This is a genomic window from Ruegeria arenilitoris (assembly GCF_013032445.1).
Taxonomy (GTDB): domain Bacteria; phylum Pseudomonadota; class Alphaproteobacteria; order Rhodobacterales; family Rhodobacteraceae; genus Ruegeria; species Ruegeria arenilitoris_F.
In genome coordinates, this window is the sequence record NZ_WQCA01000010.1 from 153,415 (window position 1) to 175,500 (window position 22,086).

General features: G+C 58.1%; 20 protein-coding genes, 1 tRNA gene, 1 pseudogene and 2 riboswitches. Of the genes and pseudogenes, 8 read left to right on the plus strand and 14 right to left on the minus strand.

Annotated elements, in window-relative coordinates; genetic code table 11:
* Positions 1 to 184: 184 nt before the first annotated feature.
* Positions 185 to 1,135 carry a GlxA family transcriptional regulator gene (locus GOW98_RS16315; protein ID WP_170333959.1) on the minus strand — a complete coding sequence of 317 codons (951 nt, stop codon included), beginning with the start codon at positions 1,133 to 1,135 and terminating at the stop codon, positions 185 to 187.
* 139 nt (positions 1,136 to 1,274) lie between these two features.
* Between GOW98_RS16315 and GOW98_RS16320 the strand changes: the two genes are divergently transcribed.
* From GOW98_RS16320 to GOW98_RS16335, 4 genes are read left to right on the plus strand one after another with little or no spacing between them, the layout of a single operon-like run.
* Positions 1,275 to 1,985 carry a GntR family transcriptional regulator gene (locus GOW98_RS16320; RefSeq protein WP_170333961.1) on the plus strand — a complete coding sequence of 237 codons (711 nt, stop codon included), beginning with the start codon at positions 1,275 to 1,277 and terminating at the stop codon, positions 1,983 to 1,985.
* Positions 1,986 to 1,992: 7 nt separating this feature from the next.
* Positions 1,993 to 2,910: a dihydrodipicolinate synthase family protein gene (locus tag GOW98_RS16325; RefSeq protein ID WP_170333962.1), complete on the plus strand. Its 918-nt coding sequence runs from the start codon at positions 1,993 to 1,995 to the stop codon at positions 2,908 to 2,910.
* A 3-nt stretch (positions 2,911 to 2,913) separates the two neighbouring features.
* A complete protein-coding gene (locus GOW98_RS16330) occupies positions 2,914 to 4,410 on the plus strand; it encodes an aldehyde dehydrogenase (protein ID WP_170333963.1) in 1,497 nt (498 codons plus the stop codon).
* The gene (locus GOW98_RS16335) at positions 4,407 to 5,747 is read left to right on the plus strand and encodes an NAD(P)/FAD-dependent oxidoreductase (RefSeq protein WP_170333964.1); all 1,341 of its coding nucleotides are present in this window, start codon (positions 4,407 to 4,409) and stop codon (positions 5,745 to 5,747) included. Before GOW98_RS16330 ends, GOW98_RS16335 begins: the two co-directional genes overlap by 4 nt.
* Here GOW98_RS16335 and GOW98_RS16340 read toward each other — a convergent pair whose 3' ends face one another.
* From GOW98_RS16340 to GOW98_RS16350, 3 genes are all read right to left on the minus strand, one after another.
* Complete coding sequence (locus GOW98_RS16340; RefSeq protein WP_170333965.1) at positions 5,748 to 6,482, minus strand: SDR family NAD(P)-dependent oxidoreductase; 735 nt, start codon at positions 6,480 to 6,482, stop codon at positions 5,748 to 5,750.
* Complete coding sequence (locus tag GOW98_RS16345) at positions 6,479 to 7,210, minus strand: SDR family NAD(P)-dependent oxidoreductase (protein ID WP_170333966.1); 732 nt, start codon at positions 7,208 to 7,210, stop codon at positions 6,479 to 6,481. Before GOW98_RS16345 ends, GOW98_RS16340 begins: the two co-directional genes overlap by 4 nt.
* Before the next feature lie 63 nt (positions 7,211 to 7,273).
* Positions 7,274 to 8,821 (minus strand): trimethylamine methyltransferase family protein, encoded by a 1,548-nt coding sequence (locus GOW98_RS16350; RefSeq protein ID WP_170333967.1) that lies wholly within the window; start codon positions 8,819 to 8,821, stop codon positions 7,274 to 7,276.
* Positions 8,822 to 9,201: 380 nt separating this feature from the next.
* On the opposite strand from GOW98_RS16350, the gene GOW98_RS16355 reads away from it, so the two are divergent.
* Positions 9,202 to 10,224, plus strand: a complete 1,023-nt coding sequence (locus tag GOW98_RS16355; RefSeq protein ID WP_254438043.1) for an alpha/beta fold hydrolase — start codon at positions 9,202 to 9,204, stop codon at positions 10,222 to 10,224.
* Positions 10,225 to 10,307: 83 nt separating this feature from the next.
* Positions 10,308 to 10,384 (plus strand) — tRNA-Met (locus GOW98_RS16360).
* A gap of 243 nt (positions 10,385 to 10,627) precedes the next feature.
* Here the strand turns inward: GOW98_RS16360 and GOW98_RS16365 are convergent.
* From GOW98_RS16365 to GOW98_RS16385, 6 genes and pseudogenes are all read right to left on the minus strand, one after another.
* A complete protein-coding gene (locus tag GOW98_RS16365) occupies positions 10,628 to 11,527 on the minus strand; it encodes a metal ABC transporter solute-binding protein, Zn/Mn family (protein ID WP_170333971.1) in 900 nt (299 codons plus the stop codon).
* On the minus strand, positions 11,524 to 12,426 hold the full coding sequence (locus GOW98_RS16370; RefSeq protein ID WP_217359600.1) for a metal ABC transporter permease: 903 nt from the start codon (positions 12,424 to 12,426) through the stop codon (positions 11,524 to 11,526). The genes GOW98_RS16365 and GOW98_RS16370 overlap by 4 nt, the downstream gene beginning before the upstream one ends.
* Entirely contained in the window at positions 12,419 to 13,177 is a 759-nt protein-coding gene (locus GOW98_RS16375; protein ID WP_170333974.1) for a metal ABC transporter ATP-binding protein, read from the minus strand. Before GOW98_RS16375 ends, GOW98_RS16370 begins: the two co-directional genes overlap by 8 nt.
* Complete coding sequence (locus tag GOW98_RS26100; RefSeq protein ID WP_302479281.1) at positions 13,177 to 13,311, minus strand: hypothetical protein; 135 nt, start codon at positions 13,309 to 13,311, stop codon at positions 13,177 to 13,179. Before GOW98_RS26100 ends, GOW98_RS16375 begins: the two co-directional genes overlap by 1 nt.
* Before the next feature lie 212 nt (positions 13,312 to 13,523).
* A riboswitch (cobalamin riboswitch) is annotated at positions 13,524 to 13,732 on the minus strand.
* Positions 13,733 to 13,860: 128 nt separating this feature from the next.
* A riboswitch (cobalamin riboswitch) is annotated at positions 13,861 to 14,048 on the plus strand.
* 44 nt (positions 14,049 to 14,092) lie between these two features.
* Positions 14,093 to 14,310: pseudogene (locus GOW98_RS16380) on the minus strand (integrase core domain-containing protein); the annotation flags it as partial.
* A gap of 203 nt (positions 14,311 to 14,513) precedes the next feature.
* The gene (locus tag GOW98_RS16385; protein WP_170333976.1) at positions 14,514 to 15,278 is read right to left on the minus strand and encodes a nuclear transport factor 2 family protein; all 765 of its coding nucleotides are present in this window, start codon (positions 15,276 to 15,278) and stop codon (positions 14,514 to 14,516) included.
* A 132-nt stretch (positions 15,279 to 15,410) separates the two neighbouring features.
* Here GOW98_RS16385 and GOW98_RS16390 point away from each other — a divergent pair, with 132 nt between their 5' ends.
* Positions 15,411 to 15,842 carry a winged helix-turn-helix transcriptional regulator gene (locus GOW98_RS16390; protein ID WP_254438044.1) on the plus strand — a complete coding sequence of 144 codons (432 nt, stop codon included), beginning with the start codon at positions 15,411 to 15,413 and terminating at the stop codon, positions 15,840 to 15,842.
* A 233-nt stretch (positions 15,843 to 16,075) separates the two neighbouring features.
* Here the strand turns inward: GOW98_RS16390 and GOW98_RS16395 are convergent, their stop codons facing one another.
* The 4 genes from GOW98_RS16395 to GOW98_RS16410 all read right to left on the minus strand — a co-directional run bounded on the left by GOW98_RS16395 (position 16,076) and on the right by GOW98_RS16410 (position 20,197).
* Entirely contained in the window at positions 16,076 to 16,855 is a 780-nt protein-coding gene (locus GOW98_RS16395) for an IclR family transcriptional regulator (protein WP_170333978.1), read from the minus strand.
* Between the two features lie 11 nt (positions 16,856 to 16,866).
* Positions 16,867 to 18,225 carry a TRAP transporter large permease gene (locus tag GOW98_RS16400; RefSeq protein WP_170333980.1) on the minus strand — a complete coding sequence of 453 codons (1,359 nt, stop codon included), beginning with the start codon at positions 18,223 to 18,225 and terminating at the stop codon, positions 16,867 to 16,869.
* Positions 18,225 to 18,890, minus strand: coding sequence for a TRAP transporter small permease (locus GOW98_RS16405; protein WP_170333981.1), 666 nt, complete (start codon positions 18,888 to 18,890; stop codon positions 18,225 to 18,227). The genes GOW98_RS16400 and GOW98_RS16405 overlap by 1 nt, the downstream gene beginning before the upstream one ends.
* Before the next feature lie 68 nt (positions 18,891 to 18,958).
* Positions 18,959 to 20,197 carry a TRAP transporter substrate-binding protein gene (locus GOW98_RS16410; protein ID WP_170333984.1) on the minus strand — a complete coding sequence of 413 codons (1,239 nt, stop codon included), beginning with the start codon at positions 20,195 to 20,197 and terminating at the stop codon, positions 18,959 to 18,961.
* Between the two features lie 108 nt (positions 20,198 to 20,305).
* Here GOW98_RS16410 and GOW98_RS16415 point away from each other — a divergent pair, with 108 nt between their 5' ends.
* Positions 20,306 to 21,901, plus strand: coding sequence for a GMC family oxidoreductase (locus GOW98_RS16415; RefSeq protein WP_170333986.1), 1,596 nt, complete (start codon positions 20,306 to 20,308; stop codon positions 21,899 to 21,901).
* Positions 21,902 to 22,086: the final 185 nt, after the last annotated feature.

The following is a 22,086-nucleotide window of genomic DNA, read 5'->3' on the forward strand; positions in this document are numbered from 1 at the left end:
AAACCTGCATAGATCTGACACGATCTTGCAAAAGTTATGCCCATTTCCGCATCTAATAAAACTCAATCCTGCTGATCAGTTTACGAGTTTCAATTTAACGAGGGGGTACGAGCGGGACCAGGGGGTGAGCGCCTGACCAACCGGGCTCGCCGACGGCCAGAGCAGCTCCCCCCGCCGACGTCGCTCAGTCGATTTTGCTTTTCTGCGCGTGCGGCGTGACGCCAAAGCTGGATCGGTACACCCGCGAAAAATGGCCGGGGCTTTCGAACCCGCAGGCCATGGCGACCTCGGTCACCGAGGCTTCGGTTTGCAACAACAGTTTCTGGGCGCGCTCAAGGCGCAGTTCCATGAAGTACTTCTTGGGTGAGGTATTAAGGTATTTGCCGAACAGCCGTTCCAGCTGCCGGGTCGAGATGCCCAAATCCTCGGCAATCTGTGACGGCGATACCGGCGCTTCGATACAGTCCTGCATGATATGGATCGCCTTTGCCAGGTGGGCATTACGCATCCCATTGCGCGATTGCAGCGACACCCGCTGTTTTGCGGTGGCATTACGCACTGCGTTGTAGACCATTTGATCCGCCACGGCGATGGCCAGTTCCTCACCGTGATCGCGTTCGATCAGGTGCAGCAGCAGGTCCGCCGTTGCCGTGCCACCCGAGGCGGTTATGTGTTTTTCGTCAGCCACAAACACGCTACGCACAAGGTTCACTTCGGGGAAGGCCTCCATGAAGGCATCGTGGTACTCCCAGTGAATGGCCGCCTGCATACCGTCCAGAAACCCGGCCTCGGCCAGCAACCATGCACCAGAACACAACGCGCCAATGGCCGTCCCCCGCGCCCGTTCGCGCCGCAACGTTGCCAGCAATGCGCGCGTGACGTGATTGCGCATATGAATGCCCGACAAAACGAAAAGCTGATCGGTCTTGGACAGCGCCTCCAAACCGCCATGCACCAGCGTGACCGATCCGTTGGAACACACGGCCTGCTCGCCATGTTCGGAAAGGAAGGTCCAGTCATAGAGGTCTTCGCCGCTGACAAGATTCGCGATTCTCAGCGGCTCGACCGCGCAGGAGAAGGCGAGGTGCGAGAATTCCTCGATCAGAATGAAAGTGATGTGGCTCGGTTGGCTCATCAGGCGTCCCGTTCAGCTTGGCTTAGTTGATGCTCCATGCTGCACGATTTTTTTATGTATACAAGCTGTATTTTCTTGGAGTACACAATGTGCACCGCGAGCTCGACGAGATTCGCGTCGCCCATCGAAGGAGAGACGGATGAAAGACGATGCCAAATCCCGCAAGGCTGAGTTGACCGAACATCTGCGGGTGTCGATCCTGACCCTGCGCCTGCAACCAGGCACCGATCTGGATGAAGCGCATTTGTCCGATGCGTTCGGCCTGTCGCGCACCCCTCTGCGCGAGGTGTTCCGACAACTGGCGGGCGAAGGCTACTTGGACCTGCGCACCAACCGCAGCGCCCGCGTATCCGAGATGTCCTATACCACCCTGCGCGATTTCTTTCTGGCCGCGCCGATGGTCTATGGCGCAATCCTGCGGCTGGCGGCTCAGAACGCGACGCACGCGCAGATTGAGGATCTGAAAGAGGCGCAACAGGCGTTCAAGGCCGCGCTACGTACGGGATCGGCCGAAGATCGGGCGCTGGCCAATAACCGGTTTCACGATGTCACCGGCGCGATGTCGGGCAATGTCTACCTGCTGCCGTCGTTCAACCGGTTACTGATCGATCACGCCCGGATCGGGATGACCTTTTATCGCCCTCAGACGGCGAAGATGTCCGAAAACCTGTCCGAGGCAAGCGCTCAACATGACGCCATCATCGCCGCCATCGAGGCGGGCGATGAGGCGGCTGCTGCGCAGCTGGCCGAGGATCATTGGAACCTTTCACGCGATCAGATCGAACTGTTCGTGATGCCTGACGCGCTGGATGTCCCGATGGGCGTCCCGCCCCTTTCGAAACCTGCATGAGGACGGAATGAACCCGATTTTCAGATTTGAGGGGATCTACACCCCTGTGGTCACGCCCTATCACGAGGATGGCAGCGTGAATTGGGACGCCCTGTCCAACGTGATCGAATACCTGATCGAAAACGGCGTGCACGGGCTGATCTCAGGCGGCTCAACTGGCGAGAACTATGCCCAAACGGTTGAAGAACGGCTGGAACTGGCGCGATTCACGCACGAGCGTCTGAAGGGCCGACTGCCGCTGGTCGTTGGAACTGGCGCGATGCTAACATCGGATTCGATCGCGCTAGCCTCTGGCGCGCGTGAGATCGGCGCAGATTCTATCCTGTTGGCCAGCCCACCCTATTCGGTGCCAACCGACCGCGAAAACGCGCTGAATGCGCTGGCCATCGACAAGGCCGCCGACCTGCCGGTGATGCTGTACAACTATCCGCACCGCACCGGCACGATGATGGGCGAGGAATTTCTTGACCGCGTGGGCCGCAGCCGGAATTTCTGCGGCATTAAGGAAAGCTCGGGCGATATCAACCGGGTGCACCTGCTGGCCCGTGACTATCCGCATATCCAACTGGGCTGCGGCATGGACGATCAGGCGCTGGAGTTCTTCGCTTGGGGCGCGCCGTTCTGGGTCTGCGGTGGGTCGAATTTCCTGCCAGCTGAACATGTGGCGCTGTACAATGCCTGCGTGATCGAGGGCAATTTCGCCAAAGGCCGCCGGATCATGTCGGCAATGATGCCGCTAATGCGGGTGCTGGAACAGGGTGGCAAGTTCATCCAAACCATCAAACATGGCGTGACCATGAACGGGATCGATGCGGGCGCAATGCGACCTCCGCTGAAAGGTCTGAACAAGGACGACAAGCGTGCACTGGAACAGGTGACGCGCGTGTTGAAGAAAAAAATCTCAGATATCGTTGCGGAGGGCTAAGGCATGGAATTGCTGACACAGGACGAATACAAATCCATCGCCGCAGGCCTGACACTGCCGACCGGTGCTTTTATCGACGGCGCGTTCCGTCCGGCGATTTCGGGTGAAACCTTCACCGCTGTGAACCCCGCGACCGGCGACACGCTGGCGGACATAGCCGCTTGCGGCGCGGCGGATGTGGACTTTGCCGTTGAAAAGGCGCGTGAGGCCTTTGACGATGGCCGTTGGTCGAAACTGCACCCTTCGGACCGCAAGGATGTACTGATCCGGCTATGCAAGCTGATGACCCGCAATGCACGCGAACTGGCGGTGATGGAGAGCATCGACAGCGGCAAGACCATCTATGACTGCGAAACCGTGGACGTACCCGAGACCATTCACTGCCTGAAATGGCACGCCGAGGCGATTGACAAGATCTATGATCAGGTCTCACCCGCCAGTGACGATCACATCGCTATGGTCGTGCGCGAGCCGATTGGCGTTGTGGGTCTGGTGCTGCCGTGGAACTTCCCGCTGCTGATGCTGGCGTGGAAAATCGGCCCTGCGCTGGCGGCGGGCTGCTCGGTGGTGGTGAAACCTGCGGTGGAAACTACGCTGACGACACTGCGTCTGGCCGAACTGGCGATGGAGGCGGGTCTACCGCGCGGCGTTCTGAACATCGTGCCGGGTGGTGGCGCCGAGGTGGGCGAACCCATCGGGCGGCATATGGATATCGACATGGTGTCCTTCACCGGCTCGACCGTTACTGGAAAACGCTTCCTAACATACTCGGCCGAAAGCAACGCCAAAGAGGTGGTGCTGGAAATGGGTGGTAAAAACCCCGCCATCGTGATGGACGACGCCGAAAACCTCGACCGTGTGGCGGCGCATATCGTCAACGGCGCGTTCTGGAATATGGGCGAGAACTGCTCGGCCTCGTCCCGCCTGATCGTGCACAAGGATGTGAAGGCGGAACTGCTGGAACGCATCGCACACCACGCCAAACAGTGGAACATCGGCGACCCGCTGGACCCCGAAACCCGCATGGGCGCACTGGTCAGCGAAGGCCATTACAACAAGGTCTGTAGTTATCTGGATCAGGCCGAGAATGTGGTAATCGGCGGCAAGGCCGAGAATGGGTTCGTCGAAGCTACCGTGGTCGAAGTGCCCGGCAACGACTCCACCCTGGCGCGCGAGGAGATCTTCGGCCCGGTCCTGTCGGTGATTGAGGTTTCTGGCTTTGACGAGGCGATCAAGATCGCCAATGACACCGAATACGGCCTCTGTGCCTCGATCTTTACGGCCAACGCAAAACGTGCCATCCGGGGTGCGCGGGCAATCCGGGCGGGTACCGTGACGGTGAACAGCTTTGGTGAAGGCGACATCACCACGCCCTTCGGCGGCTACAAGCAGTCGGGCTTTGGCGGGCGTGACAACTCGGTCCACGCGCATGACCAGTACACTCAGCTGAAGACCATCTGGATCGACCTTGCCGATGACGCTGATGAGGCCGTCGATTGAGCGCCTATACCGCCAGAACCCTACCGGTCCATCGTGGACCAGCGGCATGGAGCGCCATCCTTGGGGCTCAGCCGCCCACGCAGGAATTGGACGGTGACCTGACCGCCGATTTCACTATCGTCGGTGCCGGATTCGCCGGTCTGTCGGCGGCCCGGCGCCTGACCCAACTGCAACCCGATGCCAGAGTCGTCGTATTGGAAGCCGGGCGTGTAGCCGAAGGTGCTGCAGGGCGGAACTCGGGCTTTATGATCGACCTGCCGCATGATCTGGCGTCGGACGATTATGCCGGGACGGGCGACGACAAGGTGATGATCGGACTGAACCGGCAGGCAATCGCCTTTGCCCGCGCGGCGGTCGCGCAATACGGGATCGACCCGAACTTCTTTGATCCTGCGGGCAAGGTGAATGGCGCAGCCAGCGCGGCAGGTTACGCCCACAACGTCAGCTATGCGCAGCATCTGGAGACGCTGGGTGAAACCAGCGAAATGCTGAATCCGCAGCAGATGTTCGACCTGACCGGTTCACACCACTACCGGTCCGGGCTCTACACGCCCGGCACAGTTATGTTGCAGCCTGCGGGCTATATTCGCGGGCTGGCGGCCGGGTTGGTCGGGGACGGCGTGGCGCTGTATGAAAACGCGGCCGTCACCGGGTTCGAAAAACAGGGCGACACGTGGCTGGTGAAAACCCAGCGAGGGGCGGTCAGCACGGGTGCCGTGATCCTGACAGTCAACGGGCATCTGGAAAGCTTCGGTATCGAGCGTGACCGGCTGATGCAACTGTTCCTGTTCGCCGCGATGACGCCGGAATTGGACGGTAGCGCGCTGGCCCGTCTGGGCGGCCAACCGCGATGGGGCGTGACCCCGTCCGATCCGATGGGCACCACGATGCGGCGGATCGACAGTGGACAGGGCGGCAATCGCGTCATCACCCGCACCTGCGCGGCGTTGCGTCCCGGCATGGCCGCAACCACTCGCGATCTGGCGCGGGCATCAAAGGTGATGCAGCGCAAGTTCGACCAGAGGTTCCCGCAACTGATGGGGATGGAGATGGAGTACCATTGGGCCGGCCACCTGTGCCTGAGCCTGAACAGCGTCTCGGTCACGCGCGAGATTGAACCCGGCGTTTATTCCGGCTGCGTCCAGAACGGTTTGGGTACCGCACGCGGGACTCTTACCGGGATCGCAGCGGCGGAACGCGCCTGCGGCCAAAGCTCGGACATCACCCGGTTTTTCGAGGCCGAAGATCAACCCAAGCGCCTGCCACCGCAGCCCTTCCGCGAGATCGGGGCAAACGCCGTTCTCCGCTGGAAGGAATGGCGCGCGCGGGATGAGTGATCAGGGCAGGCTCAGCTTGGCCATGCGCCCGCCATCCACGGTATAGACCTGCCCGGTGATGAAGCTGGCCTCGTCTGAGGCCAGAAACGCAACCAGCGCCGCGACCTCCTCCGGTGCACCGGTGCGGGCTACAGGGTGAATGCGCCTGATATCTTCGCGGAACGCCTCGGGGTTCGGCATTGATGCGATGAAATCCACATTCAGTTCAGTATCGATCCAACCCGGTGCGACGGCATTACAGCGGATGCCGTCGGCTCCGTGATCTACGGCCACCGCGCGCGTCAAGCCGTGCAGGCCGGCCTTGGACGCGCAATAGGCGGCGTGGCCGGGATTACTGCCCAACCCTTCGATCGAACCGATATTGACGATATTGCCACGCGTCCGTCGCAAGTGCGGCAGTGCCGCCTTGATCAGCAGGAACGGAGCGGTGAGGTTGACCGTCAGATTGCGCTGCCAGTCCTCAAGGCTCATCTCAACAACCGAGGCTTCCTGCATCATCCCTGCATTGTTGATCAGAATGTCCAGCCGCCCTGCCCGGTCGATGACCTGATCAACCACGGCTTGCGGGCTGTCGGGATCGGCAAAATCGGCCGCGATGCCATCGAAATCAGGATCTGCCCCACGTTGTGCCGTGAACACACGCGCCCCGTCCTGCCTCAACCGTGCGGCAATCGCCCGGCCAATTCCACTGCGCCCGCCGGTGACAAGCGCGGTTTTGCCCTCAAATCGGCTCATGAAACCGGCTTCCCTCCGTTCACTTCCAACAACGCGCCACAAACATAGCGTGCAGAATCCGAGACCAGAAACGTCACCACGTCAGCGATATCCCCGGGTTCGGCAATGCGGCCCAATGGGACGGTCTGGCCCAGTTCGGCCACGGCGGTATCCGGATCGAACCCGCGCATTTCAAAGCCCGAGCGCAGCATCGGCGTGTTCACCTCATTCGGGCAGACGGCGTTGATGCGGATGCCCTGATGGGCGTGGTCCATGCCCATGCACTGGGTCAGCGAGGCAATCGCGGCCTTGGTCATACAGTAAACCGCGTGGTTGGGGCCAGGGCGCAGGCCCCAGCAGGATGCGGTGTTGACGATAGCCCCGCCACCACCTGCGGCCAGAATTGGGATTGCAGCCCGGCAGACACGAAAAGGGGCCTCGACATTTACGCCTAGCGACAGCGCCCAGTCCTGATCCGATGTCTCGGTGACTGAACCGCGCGTAATCACACCGGCGTTGTTGATGACGATGTCCAGACCACCCAGAGCCTCCGCTGCGTACCGGGGCAGCGTGTCGGCATAGGTCGCGTCCAGCAGATCGCCGGGTAGATGGGCTTCTGCCTTGATCCCCTCGGTCACGCGGTCAGCAACCGCAACCCGCGCGCCCGCCTGACGCAGGCGCTGCGAGATGGCAGCGCCGATCCCGCCGGCTGCCCCAGTGATGAGAGCGGCTTTTCCCTGTAGTTCCATTATCCCTCCGATTGGAAAAAACCCGCCCGATAGTCTGGGCGGGTGAGTTGCAGGGAGAATTCCTTAGTAGCTCTGGTTCAGCTCGTCAGCCGCAGGAATTTCCCGCTCGCGGCGGGCGATGTAATCCAGAAGCTCTTCGTTCTTCGCCTCGTCCAGCTTAGGTTCCTGGTATTCGGACAACAGTTTTCTGGCGTGTTTGAGCGCGCGTTCAGTGATCTCAACGCTGCCTTCGGCCTGCCACTGCTCGATCGAATTGTTGTCGAACAGTTCAGGCATGAAGAAGGCACTCTGGAAGTTGTCCTGTGTGTGCGGGTGGCCAAGGTAGTGCCCACCGGGGCCGACATCGGGCACCGCGGCGATGGCCTGATCAAAATCGTGCCATTTCGGACCTTCAGCCATACGGTACGCCATCGCGCACTGTTCGGCATCCACAATGAACTTGGCGACAGAACAGTGCATCCCGGCCTCATTCCAGCCCGCCGAGTGCCAGATGTAATTGGCACCGGCATGAATGACCGCTTGCAGCGTGGTGGCTGATTCATAGCCCGCCTGCGCGTCAAAGGTCTTGGCCCCGCCCAGCGTGTTCGACGTGCGCCACGGCACGTCATAGAACCGCGCCATCTGGCCGATCATAAAGTTCATCAGGCTGATCTCGGGCGTGCCAGCCATCGGTGCGCCTGATTTCATGGACACTGTCGAAAGATAGTGCCCCCAGATCGCGGGCGCGCCCTTGCGGATAACCTGCGTGTAAGCCAGCGCGCTCAGCGCCTCGGCGGTCAGCTGCGCCACAGTTGCGGGCACCGACGCGGGTGTGTTCGCACCGCCCAGAACAAAGGGAGAGCACAAAACCGGCTGATTGCGGCGGCAGAAGGCACGCATCGCGCCCAACATGGTCTCATCCCAGACCAGCGGACTGTTACCGTTGCAGTTGCCGGTTGTGACTGGATGGTCGTCAATGAACCCTTCGCCGAAAAGGATATCGCACATATCCATCACGTCCTCGGCGTTCTTGGGCGAGGTGGTCATGCCCATGAACATCTTGTCCGAGTATTTCATCGATGAGTACGTAATCTGCAGATGGCGTTGACTGATCGGATGATCATAGGGCTCGACAATGTGGTGGGCCGAGCTGTGCAGCGCGGGCATCATGTGGCTCAGCTTGTGGAACATCGCCAGATCTTCCAACAGCGGATTGCGGCGCACATCATCCAAATCGCGCAAAAACGGCGCGCCAGTCATCGGCACGAACACCGAATGCTTACCACCCAGCTTGACGTTGTTTTTGGGGTTGCGGGCGTGGTAGGTGAACTGCGTCGGAATGGTCGAGATCAGCTCTCGCACCATGTTGCGGTCCAGATAAACCAGTTCACCATCGACCTTGGCACCCGCCTTTTTCCAGTCCTCTATGGCGATCGGGTCTCGAAACTGGACGCCAACGTTTTCCAGAATGTCCATGGCGGCATTGTCGATGCGTTCAACCTGACTACCATCCATCACCTCGCACAAGGGGATGCCTCGGGTCAGGCCGGGCAGCATTTCAAAATTCGGGGCGGTGCGCAGGGCGCGACGGGCTGAACGGCCGCCGGCGCGGGACGCGGTTCGAATGTTCACGGGCAATCCTCCAATCGTGCTTCCCAGATTGGGGGATTCGCGAGCCTTTCACCTCACTGATTGCGATATCTGTTTGCAGGAAGCGACACCGTTTTTGAAACATGAAACGCCGCCTCAGCGGTGCGGCGCTAGTTTGTCTTGCCAAACCGCACAGCACTAGCTCTTTTAAAACCCGGACTGCAATCGCAACTATGATTAATGGGCCGAGGTGCAAACCTACTTGCAAAAAGCCTACCGCGATGAAGGGCCGAAAACCGGTTTTGTCGATTAGCAAGTCTCAAGTTACACACGGCAATCGGGCGATTGCTCCGGACATCAGAACGATCAAGTTTGCAACACAACGCTTTGGCGAGAGCCCGTATCCGAGTATTAAGAAACGTATGATCCAGACCGGGCTGGAACAATCCCACCCTGCCCTCCCCACGGCGGAGACTGCTGAGATGAACACTATCCTGATAATTGCCCTTCTGATAATCGCGTTTTTCGTCAGCTTGCATCTTTGGACCCGCAAGCTGACCGCTGATGGGCAAAAACGAGTCCCACAGCTTGGCGTTGTCACACCTGTAAGCGGCGGCAGCATTCATTTTGTAGAGCGAGGCGACCCCTCGAAACAGACCATCGTCTTGATCCACGGGCTTACAGGTCAGTTACAGCATTTCACATACGCGCTGGTCGATATGCTGGTCGACGACTACCACGTCATCGCAGTCGACCGGCCCGGCTGCGGTTATTCGACCCGCGACACGTCCGATCTGGGGCAACTTCCCGAACAGGCGCGCATGATCCAAGAGCTATTAGACTCCAAGGGCATTTCTGACGCGGTTCTGGTCGGCCACTCTCTGGGTGGTGCGATCGCGTTGGCCATGGCGCTGGACTATCCCGAAAAAACCAAGGCACTGGCCTTATTGGCTCCGCTAACTCAAAAGCTTCCGTCCACGCCACAAGTCTTCAAACCGCTGGAGATTCGCACCGAATGGCTGCGAAGCCTGATCGGCAACACTCTGGCCGTACCGCTGGCCGCTAAAACCGCGCCGCACACCCTCGGGATCGTTTTTGCCCCCGAACCCGCGCCTGCCGATTTCCTCGACCGCGCGGGCGGCGCACTGGGACTGCGACCCTCAGCTTTCATCACCGGAGCGCAGGATGTTGCGGGCATTGACGCCAGCTTGGAGACGCAGATGGCGAGGTATAAAGAACTGACCGTTCCCGGCGGAATTCTGTATGGCGCACAGGACGCTATTCTGTCGCCGGAGGCGCAGGGCGAGCCGATGGCCCGTTTCGGCCTACCCCTCGAACGGATCGAGGGCGCTGGCCACATGATCCTGATAACCAAACCGGGCGCCTGCGCAGCATTCATTCGGCGGATCGCCAAAGCTATACCCGCCCAGCCCGAAGCGGTTTGACCGGGGCAAAAAAGAATCCGGCTTTAACCGTCTTTTCCCTCTTGACCCTCCTCAGCCCCTCCCTTAAATCGCCTCTCACTCATGGCGGAGTAGCTCAGTTGGTTAGAGCAGCGGAATCATAATCCGCGTGTCGGGGGTTCAAGTCCCTCCTCCGCTACCATCAAACTCCAGCTTTTTTGGAACGATTTGATACCAAGGCGCTAAGGCGGCGCTTGACCTCGATTGGTACGCCATCTTTCTTGGTCGGAGACGCAACGATCTCCGAAATCAAGCCGCGCACCACGTCACGTGCTTTTTGGTTCGGATTGAGTTCGCGACGTTCTTGATTGTAGGGGCGGCTGAACTCATCGATGTAGGTTGAATGCGCGAGGCGGTTAGGCTCGAACCGCCTCGCACCCTTTGTTTAGCTTGCGCCTTTGTCCCCAAGCGCATCCAGCAGTGTGCCCAGGTTGTGTTGGAACATCGCCAGATAGCTGGTCGCGGGGCCACCGCGCTCGGACAGGGCGTCCGAGAACAGACGACCGCCGATCTCGATGCCGGTTTCGTCCGAAATTTGCTGGACCAGAGCCGGGCTGGTGATGTTTTCGACAAACAACGCGGCCACGCCTTCGGATTTCAGCTGATCAATCAGCACAGCAAGCTCTTTGGCGGAAGGCTCTGCTTCGGTGTCGATCCCGACCGGTGCCAGAAAGGTCAGGCCGTAGGCATCGGCCAGATAGCCGAACGCGTCATGCGCGGTCACCACCGTGCGACGGTCAGCAGGCAGCTCGGCCAGCTTGGCTTTGGTCTCGGCATCCAGTGCTTCCAACTGTGCGATGTAGGCATCGGCGTTGGCAGCGATCTCGTCGGCGCGCTCGGGCATGGCCTCTTTCATCACGGCGGCGACGTTGGTCACATAGACGACGCCGTTCGACAGAGAGTTCCACGCGTGCGGGTCGGTTTCACCGTCAACTTTTACCGGTGTGATCCCATCGGTGGCAACGTGCACGGATGCGTCGGTGCCAGATTCCGAAATCAGAGTGTCGGACCATGTTTCAAAGCCCAAACCGTTGACAAAGATGATGTCCGCTTGGGCCACAGCCTTCGCGTCGGCGACCGACGGCTGGTAGACATGCGCGTCCGCGTCAGGACCCACGATGGTTGTTACGTCGGCCAGATCGCCAACGACCTCTTCGACCATGTCGCCGAGGATCGAGAAGCTGGCGACGATCTTCACGTCGTCTTCTGCAGCTACGGCCGGAAATGCGGCCAGAGCGAAGGATGCCGAAACAATACTGGCATAGAGGGATTTCGTAAGAGTCATTTGGCTCTCTCTTCTTGATGGATTTGCGCAACGGGGATGTCATTTGAAACAGTCGGCTTGCGCTGCCGTCTGCCAAAGCCAAGCGGACCAAAGATGGCCGAAATCATGAAAAACACCCCGGCCACAAGCACGATCGCCGGGCCGGAGGGTGTGTTCGGGAACAGGTAAGACAGGGTCAGCCCGATCCAGCAGCTGGACAGGGCGAAGATAAAGCCCAGAACCAACTGCACGGTAATCGTGCTGGCCCAATAGCGTGCCGCCGTTGCGGGCAGGATCATCAGACCAACGGCCATCAACGTTCCCAGCGTCTTGAAGGCAGCCAGTAGGTTCAGCACCAGCAGCAGCATAAAACCCTGATCGACCAGCCAGGGTCGGCGCGTCTGAGTTTCGAAAAACACAGGATCGCATGTACTGACAATCAAGGGACGCAGCAGGAAGGCGAAGGCCACCAACGTCACCGTGGCCACGCCACCCACCAAAAGCATCGAGGCATCGTCGATGCCCAGGATCGAGCCAAAGAGAAAACTCTTCAGCGGAACAGCAGACCCGGCTGCGGACAGAATGAAAATGCCCACCGCCAGCGCGATCAAATAAAGCGAGGCCAGACTGGCGTCACTGCGCAAGATGGTTCTTTGCGCCAGAAACGCCGTCAGGATGGCTACGCCGATCCCGGCGACCAGCCCCCCGATCAACAGCGACATGACGGACAGCCCCGCCGTGACAAAGCCAATGACGATGCCAGGCGTGATCGCGTGGGCCATGGCCTCGCCCGCCAGTGACAAGCGCCGCAGTACCAGGAAGGCCCCCACAGGTGCCACCGAGGCCGATAAGACCGTGGTGGCCACAAAGGCACGGCGCATGAAGGCGAAGCTCCACATTTCAGTGAGGAGGTCAAACATGCGCGGTCTCCGTTGCTGATGGCGTGCGCCGGAACATCCAGGACGCCTGGCTTTCCGAGAGATAACCTTGGGCGACCAACCGGTCAGGCGTCAGGACGTCACTGACTGATCCGTGGGTTGCCTCTTGGCCCCCAAGCAGCAGGGCGTGGCTGCAATGATCCAGTACCGATGACAAGTCGTGCACCACCAGCACCACGGCGCGACCCTCGTCGCGCCAGCGGCGAATGATCGACAGCAAATGCGCCTCGGTGCTTTGATCCACGGCGGCAAAGGGTTCGTCCAGCAGGATCACCGGCGCGTCCTGCATGATCACCCGGGCAAACAAGGCACGCTGCAACTGCCCGCCCGACAGCGTATGCAGGGGGCGGTCCGCGATGTCCAAAACTCCGGCCTCGTCCAGCGCCGCAGTCACTCGGGCGCGCGCGGCACCATCCAGACCGGATCGATACCCGAACCCACGCCAGGCGCCCATGGCGGCGAGATCGCGCACGCGAATGGGAAAGCGGCGGTCAAACTCTGTCATCTGCGCCAAATAGCCGATTTCACGAGGGCGACCCTGCGGCCAGTGCAGGCTGCCCGAAAGCGGGTCCATCAGACCCATCAGCATTTTCACGAAGGTGCTTTTGCCAGACCCGTTGGCCCCCAGAACAGCCAGGGTTGTGCCGGCTTCGATATCCATGGACAAGCGGCGAAACAGCGTCAGATCACGGTATCCAAGCGTCAGATCGCGGATTTGAAGAACAGCCGCCATCAGAGCACCGCATAAATCGCAAGCCACAACAGCGCCGACAGCGTCAGGGCTCCCGCGACCAGCACCGGCACGCTGAATTCGGTCAGGCAACGTCCGCGTTGGCTGGCGTCATAATCCGTTGAGCGCCGCGTCATAGGGGCGCCCCGTTCACTACGGCACAATCATGGGCACCACAGATTACCGAGGCGATGATTCCCCGGCGCAATCCGCAGGGTTGGAATTCAGATTTCTGCAATGACAAAGATGTCGCCTCCTCCGCTCGGACGAGGGCAAAGCGAGTGCAAGTTTTTGAACGGCAAGGACCGCTTGAAACATTGTCATCTCCCTCTGGGACACCCCGCCCAGGTTCGTAAAAATTCGGATGGCAGGTCTCCTGACTTGCGGGTCAACGCTGTCCCGATCCTTCCCAGGCGTTTGCCCAGTGGACGATCTCGGGTCGCTCACCGCTTACAGTTGCGGGGGCAGTCACGGAATAGGCCTATAAACGGGCCGCACCGTATTCCCTTTTTTCCCGCCTACGAAACGCGGCCGGGAACCATCGCCGCGACAGAACACGAAATGAGTTGATTCGACAAGGACGGACATTAGATCATTTCGGCCCTCAGCTTTTTTAGTGTCGACCCACAAAAGAAATCCGCGACCCATTTACCCAACATATTGACGGCACGATAAGGTTAAACCCGATATGATGTTGCCTCGGTTCCTTCAATTTCTGTCGAAAGCCAAAAGGAAAACCGGTGAAACTCCGGCGCTATCCCATACCTGTAAGCAAAGAGGTCGGCTGAACACGCCACTAGAAGAATGCTCTTGGCAAGGCCAGTCCAAGCGATGGTCCGCAAGCCAGAAGACCTGCCGCAAGCGCGAACGGTAGCCACGAACGAAGCTTTTAGAGGTGATCGGCCGCTACTGAGTGGTTCAGTGCGATTGTTGGTGCGTGACTAACCTCTGACCCATCGGGACGGTAATTTCCAGCGCCGGAAGGCGGTGCCCCAAGGTCGTTTAGTTTTAGTGTGTCCCCGTGTCTGTTCGATCAGGATTTTAGCCTCACGCAGGTTGTAGAAGATCTCTCCGTTCAGGAGATCGCCACGGAACCGGGCGTTGGAGCTTTCGCAGTAACTGTTTTCCCATGGGCTGGGTGTAGGCGAACTTTGGCAATTCCGTGACTGGACCTACGCTCCCCACGACAACCCGACGTTGACAAGAGACCGTATCAAAGAAAGCCGTGTTGCCTCCAAGGTCAGCAGTGAGCCCGGATCATTTGATACCGGGCTCTTTTCGCATGGCCGCTCTGGGCTGGCGGGCCAGCTATTTCCAGCCCGCCAGCCTTCTTCCAATTTTAGAACTTGCCGTTCCCGTGCACCATTTCCGCTGGGGTAGGAGAAACAACGTCCCAATGCTCCACAATTTTTCCGTCCTCGACGCGCCATAGGTCGAAGAAAGCCCAGGGGTTCCCGCTAACAGTGGCATCTGAAGCAACAAAGACAAAGTTGCCTTCTGCCACTACGATCTGGGGCTCGAACTTGGTAATTACATTCCCTTGTTCAGCCCATGCCTTGGTCCCCTCCATAAGACCATCAATGCCATCAGCCAGCATTGGATTGTGCTGCATGTAAACCTTGGAATACATGGCCGCTTTCTCTGGCGCGGCCCCGCCCAATACGTCATGAACGAAGCCAAGAACCAGTGCTTTGTTTTCTGCCGTTTTTTCGAGATCGGTGATCTCGGTCGGTCCATCTGTCATGCCACGTCCAGACACCGTTGTTTCGGGGACCGGTTGCAGATTGTCCCAATGCTCGGCTACTTTGCCGTCCTCCACTCTGAATATGTCAAAGGCTGCAAGGGTCGGTGCGCCAAAGGCATCTGCGTTGTCGAAAGTGCTGTGCAAAACAACCAGATCGCCTTCGGTGATTACCCGATGGGTGGTCGCTGTCATGCCGGATTGCTCGACCAAAGGTATGAGGCCCATCAACCCGTCGGCTCCGGTTGGGACCTGAGGGTTGAGTTGGATGTAGTCCTGCGTAACGAGTTGCCGCGCGGCTTCCGGGTCGTGATCAGCAAATGCAGCAGTAAAAAGTGCGATTACAAGTTCTTTGGGAGACATGACTATATCCTCTGATTCGTATCCTCTCGATACGTGGTAGCAAATCACTACCACATTGCAATTACGTACTTTGAACTGACCTAGTATGCTCAACGCTACCATCATAAAAATAAGAGCGTTGCGCGCAGAAAAATGAATGCTATTGTTCCATATAGTTTTGAAACAATACCAGAGACTGAGATGCTACCGATTGGAGTTGCAAACAAAGCAGAGGCCTCCAACTGCTCCATCCGTTCCGTGCTCTCTAATGTGACAGGCAAATGGCGGATGATCATAATCCTCGCACTGGAGGATGAACCGAAACGTTTTGGCGACCTCAAGCGCTGTATCGGAGACATCACGCAGAGTGTACTCACCGAAAATCTGCGCGGGCTCCAGCGCGATGGGTACCTGACCCGGACGGTCGATCCCGGCCCGCCGGTCGCCGTGTCCTATGAGTTGACGACTTTGGGTAGAAGCCTTCTTGAAATGCTAAAGCCACTCGTCTTCTGGTCGCATGAACAGATGGATGAAGTCAGGCAATTTCGCATGCAGTTCGACCGTGAACAGGCAGGCCGACAATAATGTCGACACATCTCTTTGCCTAAGGCACAAAAAGCGCGCAATGTGTCGAATGCTGCACTACCTTCCTAAGGCCTCGTTGCGCAGAGTTTCGACTTTTCAAAGTTGAGCAAACGTCCATACTGGACTTTGATCACGCACTCGTCAGCTTTGGTCCAGAACTCCCAAAACCAGTTGATGATTGAATCGCGGCTGGTTTCAAAATACTCGCGTTTTGACTGTCACCCAACTGCTGTTCACTCGTTCAAAAGAGCCGAAAGTTCGCCGGCCCCTTTTTGTAGTATTCCCAGAAACGACATTAGGCTGTTCACGTCGTGACGTTGTGTTGGAGCGTGAACCGAAAGCGTTCCCACCAACCTGCCCTGCCCGTCAAGAACGGGCACAGCAAGTGCGGTCATACCAGCCATGAATTCCTCGTCATCCGTGGAATACCGGTTCTCGGTGATATTTTTGATTTCCGCCCGCAAAACTTTGGGATCAGTCAGAGATCGTTCAGTCTGCGGTTGCAGATTTCCTGCTGCAAGAAATCCATCCAGTGTTTTTTGCCGTAGTGTGGACAGGTACATCTTGCCACTTGCGGTACAATGGAACGGCACCTGCGTACCGACCGGCAGCTGAATTCGCAGCGGCCACTTTGTTTCCACCCGGTCAAGGTAGATCATCCCCTCCCTGTCCGGAATGGCGAGATTGCAAGTCTCACCAACTTTTTCGGCGACGCTGCGCAAGATTGCCAGACGTGCAGTGCGGAGGTGCTCGGAAGACATCGTATTGACCGAAAGCAGCCGTAGCCGATGTCCGGGGCCATACGAGCGCCCATCGAGATCGCGCTGCAGGAAACCTTCAGATTCTGCAGTCTGCAGTAGGCGATGAACGGTCGGCTTGGCCAAGCCTAATGTCTCGACAAGGTCTGACGGTTTGACGCCAACCCCACGTCGCGCCACCTCCTCAAGGATGAGAAGAAGGCGCAAGTTGGTTGGAATCTGAGTTTCTTTGTCTTGTGTTTCCGTCTCGGCCATCCTGCAACAGTCTAGTTATTTGGCAGCAGGATCAAGGCCAGATCGGGCACCAGAGACACCAAAATCCACACCGATAGCAGCGCTGCCAGATACGGCACGGTGTAGCGCAGCAGCCGGAAATACGGCACGCCAGTCACGCCGGAGGCAACGTAGAGGTTCAAGCCGTATGGCGGTGTGATGAAGCCAATGGACGCGCCCACAAGGAAGATCACCGAGAAGTGGATCGGATCAACGCCCACCGAGGCCGCAATCGGCGCAAGGATCGGGGCCAGAATGATCGTGACTGGCAAGCTTTCCAGCACCATGCCCGAGAAAAACACGATCACCATCGAGGTGAACAAAACCGCATAGTAGCCGCCCATTGAGGTCACAAAGTTACCAATGGTCTCTTGCGCACCCAAAAGGGACAGAATCTGCTGCATCACTACGGAAATCGCAATCAACGGCGCAAGGATACCAGTGATCTGAGCTGACCGGATAACGATCGAAGGGATCTCGGGGATCGTAAAGCCTTCAACCACGAACATTTCTGCGAAAGTCTTCTCAGTCGGAGGGATGTCATTCCGGGCGCCCATGATCCGGTTGATCGGATAGCTGACAAGACCAGCGATGACACAGAATCCCACGGTCACGCCCGCCGCTTCGGTCGGAGAGAATTTGCCTGTATAGATGCCCCACAGCACCAGCCCAATGGCGAAAAAGCCCAGCCACGCTCCGAACGCCGTTTTCAGCACCCGGTTCAGTTGCAACGGGATCAAATGTCCCCAGCCATTCATACGGCAGATGATCCAGCAAGCGAACTGCATCCCCATGACCATCAGCGCGCCTGGCAAAATACCGGCAACAAACAGCTCGGAAATCGGCAGGTTCATCAGGAAGCCGTAAACGATGAAGATAATTGACGGAGGAATGATGATCCCAACCGTACCGCCCGCCGCCGCGGTGGCAGCGCTGAACCGTTCGTCATAGCCACCTTTGACCATCTCAGGGTGCAGCATCGAGCCAATCGTGGCCGTCGTCGCCGAGTTCGACCCCGAGATCGCCGCGAACAATCCGCAAGCGCCAAGCGATGCCATCGCTAGCCCGCCGCGTATCCAGCCCAGGCAGGCATACGCAAAGTCGCTTAGCCGCCTTGCGATACCGGACTTGTTGATCAGGTCGCCGGTCAGGATGAACAAGGGCATCGCCAACAGTGCAAAGCCTTTGTTGAATACGTTCAGCAATTCCGCGCCCATATTGTCCAGCGTCAGGCCAAGGACGAAGGAACAGCCGATGACCCAATAGCCAATCACCAGCAGAACCGGCACGCCCAGCATGAACAGAAAAGTGACCCCAAGCGAGATCAGTGTAACCATGGTTCCGTCTGTCATCAGTCTGCTCCGATCACGGCCTGCTGGATCAGCGGCTCACCAGTTTTCCAGTTGTGCAGATCGTCGGCGAGGTTCTGAAACACACGCCCGACCATCAGAAAGAAGGACAGCGGCGCGGCTAATAGGAACCACCACTGCATGATATTGTCGGTCCCCAGAACGATCTGAAAGTTCGAGGCGGACAAGGCCACCAAACGCGTGGTGGTCACGATGACGATCACCGCAAAGATGTACCACAGCACTGCGTCCAGAAACAGGCAAGCCAGTTGCCCGACGCGCGGCATCGAAGTGCGGAATTCGCTGAAGCTCAGATGTGTGCGTAGCCGCACGTTATAGGACGCGCCAAACCATGCCATCACCATGAAGAGGAGTGGAGGAATGGTGGTGGACCAGGGTTCCTGGTCATTAAACACAAACCGATCAATCACCCCCCAGAATATGATGAAGGCAATCGCAAGGTAGGAATAGACCATTACGGCACGTTCAAAATGGCGTTCAACAAACGGCACTTTGCGGTAAATCCACATAATGAGGAGCCCACCCAAGGCCGAGACGATTGCGCCCACCACCCATGTCGCGTCGGATTCCAGCGCGGATTGAATTTCGAATGAATCGAAGGTGAATAAAGCACTGAATATCGCGCCGACATCTGCCCAAAATGACATGAACCCCGTCCTCCCAGTCGGTGTTTAGTGGAACCGGCCCGCACGGGCCGGTTCGTATTAAGCTTAGGTTAGGCTTCGCCTCTCCACCAGCGGCGTGGTTCAACGTTTTCCGCGATTGTATCTGCGGGAATCTCACGCGCGATGTCGTAGATCTCCTGATATGTGTCGATACCACCAGCCCATTTGTTTATCCGCTCGCGCCACTGAGCCCAGGGTTCGGGGTTGTAGTTCGGAGCACACATTTCTTCCGCCAGTTTGATCTGATCGTCTGCAAGGAAGGCCGGGCGCACACCGTTTTCAGCGAAGATCGTGTTCGGCAGTTGCGGTTCGGAGAAACCGACAGTGTTCAACAGCGCGGCTTCGTTCGCGCCTTGGATCAACGCCTGTGTGAAGTATGAGGACTCCATCACCGCATCCTGCAACTCACCGCCCAGGCCGTCGAAGACCTTAGCCGACATCGAGGTATGTTCAGTGCCGCAGAAGAATTTCAGGTTCACCGACTGCGAGACCACCGGCGCCATGTTGGCGTAAGCCACGGCCGAGGCCCACGTTTCAGCTCCGTCAATCAGACCGGTTTTCAGAGCGTCCAGCGTTTCCTCCCACGCGACCGGTACCGGGTTCAGGTTCAACAGCTGCATCGCAATCCGCCCCAGCTGCGTGCCTGTCACGCGGTTCTTGGTACCAAACAGCTCTTCCAGTTTCGTTACAGTGGGCTTGTCTGCAAATGTCGATCCCATTTGCAGACCGCGCAGTTCGCAATGCGTGAACAGGAATTTCAACCCGTGCCGTTTTTCCAAGGGATCACGCAGGATGCGCTGGCTCGCAGGACTGTAGAAGAAGTGATACTGCGCCGCGCGGCTGGGGAACATATAGGCATAGTCCAGCACGTTCAGGTAAGGCGCGCCACCGGCCGAGTTTTGTGTCGAGGCCGCATAAATATCAACAATTCCCTGCTGGGTCTTTTCTACACAGCTCAACTGACCGCAGATCTGGTTATCTCCGATGAATTCGATCCGAATCTCACCGTCCGTGCGCTCTTCCAGATCCCGCGCGAACTCGATTGCACCGGCGCGTTCAATCAGCAGGTTGCGGGTGTTGAAGCCCGAAGCGCCGAATTTCAGTGTGTGTTTCGGTTCTTTCGAAAAGCGCTTTTCGTAGGTTGATTCGGCGGCCTGCGCCAGGTTCGCCAGACTCATCGCGCCACCGAACCCACCTGCCGCCAGCAGTGTCGAGCTCATGCCATAACGCCCGGCAACACGGAAAAAATCCCTCCGCGAAATACCACTTAGTTTCCGACCAATCTCCATTGCTTACCTCCCTGATTGCAATTATTGAGACGTTTTGTATCAAAAAAGGCTAGTATATTTCTTGCATCTTGCATAGAGTTTTTTCGACGGCGTGAGGAGGAGGCAGTCATGGAAGTGGATTATGCGGTTGTTGGTGCGGGGTCTTCGGGCTGTGTCATTGCCAACCGGCTGAGCGCTGACCCCAACACGACCGTTGCTTTGCTCGAGGCTGGTGGCCGCGATACCAACCCGTGGATTCACATCCCAGTTGGCTATTTCAAAACCATGCATAACCCCTCGGTCGATTGGTGCTATCGCACCGAACCGGACCCGGGGCTGAACGGGCGATCCATCGATTGGCCGCGCGGCAAGGTTCTGGGCGGATCATCCTCGCTGAACGGGTTGCTCTATGTGCGTGGACAGAAAGAGGATTATGACCGCTGGCGGCAAATGGGCAACGAGGGTTGGGGCTGGGACGATGTTCTGCCCCTGTTCAAGCGATGCGAAGATCAGGAGCGCGGCGAAGACGAATATCACGGGGTCGGTGGACCTTTGTCTGTGTCCAATATGCGCATTCAACGGCCCATCTGCGACGCCTGGGTGGCCGCAGCGCAGGCCGCCGGTTATCCATTCAACCCCGATTACAACGGTGCCGAACAAGAGGGCGTGGGTTATTTCCAACTGACCACCCGCAACGGCCGTAGGTGCAGCGCTGCTGTGGCCTATCTCAAGCCCATCCGGGGGCGTCAAAATCTAAACATAATCACAAACGCACTGGTCACGCGTGTGGTCATGGACGGAAAAAAGGCCATTGGACTGGCTTATCGGGATCGCACCGGGGCCGAACAAACACTGAAAGTTCGTCGCGAAATCATCCTGTCCGGCGGGGCGATCAACTCCCCACAGATTCTGATGCTGTCGGGAATCGGTGACCCGAATCACTTGAAGGAAAACGGCATCGAAACCCAACATGCCCTGCCCGGAGTTGGCAAAGGCTTGCAGGACCACCTGCAGGCGCGGCTGGTGTTCAAATGCAATGAGCCAACGCTGAATGACGAAGTACGCAGCCTGTTCAATCAGGCGCGCATCGCTTTGAAGTACGCGCTATTTCGCGCGGGTCCTATGACCATGGCCGCCAGCCTTGCCACCGGCTTCATGAAAACCCGACCTGATGTTGAAACTCCGGACATTCAGTTCCACGTGCAACCCTGGTCCGCCGACAGCCCCGGCGAGGGCGTGCATCCGTTTTCGGCATTCACCATGTCGGTCTGCCAACTGCGCCCGGAAAGCCGAGGGGAACTTCGCCTGAACGGTCCGGATCCGTCTCAACATGTCAAAATCTTCCCGAACTACCTTTCCACGGAAACGGATTGCCGAACCATCGTCGACGGCGTGAACATCGCGCGAAAGATTGCCAAACAGAACCCTCTGGCCTCGAAGATTTCAGAAGAGTTTCGACCCTCAGCGGACCTGAGCGTCGACGACTACGAAGGCACGCTGGATTGGGCCAGAGCGAACACCGCATCAATCTACCACCCCACCGGCACCTGTGCGATGGGACAGTCAGAGGCATCCGTTGTCGATGCAAAACTAAAGGTACGCGGTATCGAGAACCTGCGGGTGGCCGATTGCTCAATCATGCCGGAAATCGTCAGTGGCAACACCAATGCACCAGCGATCATGATCGGCGAAAAGGCAAGCGATTTGATAAAGTTGGATGTTTGACACTTTGCCCTACGGCCTGAACTTCAAGAAAACCTGATGAAGCCATTGCAACCAAAAAACTAGTTCGCACGCAACACAGGGCTCGAACTCGTCCGCCTATGGACGCTGTTACAACATTGGGGGCGCCTACGGATTTCGGATATCACCTCTTCTGGTCCAACTATGGCGTTTGGGCAAGATTCGTG

Coding starts and splice junctions, on each gene's coding strand:
- GOW98_RS16395 (WP_170333978.1), bottom strand. CDS start 16,855: ATGGCCGAGACGGAAACACAAGACAAAGAAACTCAGATTCCAACCAAC.
- GOW98_RS16390 (WP_254438044.1), top strand. CDS start 15,411: ATGAATGCTATTGTTCCATATAGTTTTGAAACAATACCAGAGACTGAG.
- GOW98_RS16385 (WP_170333976.1), bottom strand. CDS start 15,278: ATGTCTCCCAAAGAACTTGTAATCGCACTTTTTACTGCTGCATTTGCT.
- GOW98_RS16410 (WP_170333984.1), bottom strand. CDS start 20,197: ATGGAGATTGGTCGGAAACTAAGTGGTATTTCGCGGAGGGATTTTTTC.
- GOW98_RS16345 (WP_170333966.1), bottom strand. CDS start 7,210: ATGGAACTACAGGGAAAAGCCGCTCTCATCACTGGGGCAGCCGGCGGG.
- GOW98_RS16405 (WP_170333981.1), bottom strand. CDS start 18,890: ATGTCATTTTGGGCAGATGTCGGCGCGATATTCAGTGCTTTATTCACC.
- GOW98_RS16320 (WP_170333961.1), top strand. CDS start 1,275: ATGAAAGACGATGCCAAATCCCGCAAGGCTGAGTTGACCGAACATCTG.
- GOW98_RS16325 (WP_170333962.1), top strand. CDS start 1,993: ATGAACCCGATTTTCAGATTTGAGGGGATCTACACCCCTGTGGTCACG.
- GOW98_RS16400 (WP_170333980.1), bottom strand. CDS start 18,225: ATGACAGACGGAACCATGGTTACACTGATCTCGCTTGGGGTCACTTTT.
- GOW98_RS16330 (WP_170333963.1), top strand. CDS start 2,914: ATGGAATTGCTGACACAGGACGAATACAAATCCATCGCCGCAGGCCTG.
- GOW98_RS16370 (WP_217359600.1), bottom strand. CDS start 12,426: ATGTTTGACCTCCTCACTGAAATGTGGAGCTTCGCCTTCATGCGCCGT.
- GOW98_RS16355 (WP_254438043.1), top strand. CDS start 9,202: ATGATCCAGACCGGGCTGGAACAATCCCACCCTGCCCTCCCCACGGCG.
- GOW98_RS16340 (WP_170333965.1), bottom strand. CDS start 6,482: ATGAGCCGATTTGAGGGCAAAACCGCGCTTGTCACCGGCGGGCGCAGT.
- GOW98_RS16315 (WP_170333959.1), bottom strand. CDS start 1,135: ATGAGCCAACCGAGCCACATCACTTTCATTCTGATCGAGGAATTCTCG.
- GOW98_RS16365 (WP_170333971.1), bottom strand. CDS start 11,527: ATGACTCTTACGAAATCCCTCTATGCCAGTATTGTTTCGGCATCCTTC.
- GOW98_RS16375 (WP_170333974.1), bottom strand. CDS start 13,177: ATGGCGGCTGTTCTTCAAATCCGCGATCTGACGCTTGGATACCGTGAT.
- GOW98_RS26100 (WP_302479281.1), bottom strand. CDS start 13,311: ATGACGCGGCGCTCAACGGATTATGACGCCAGCCAACGCGGACGTTGC.
- GOW98_RS16415 (WP_170333986.1), top strand. CDS start 20,306: ATGGAAGTGGATTATGCGGTTGTTGGTGCGGGGTCTTCGGGCTGTGTC.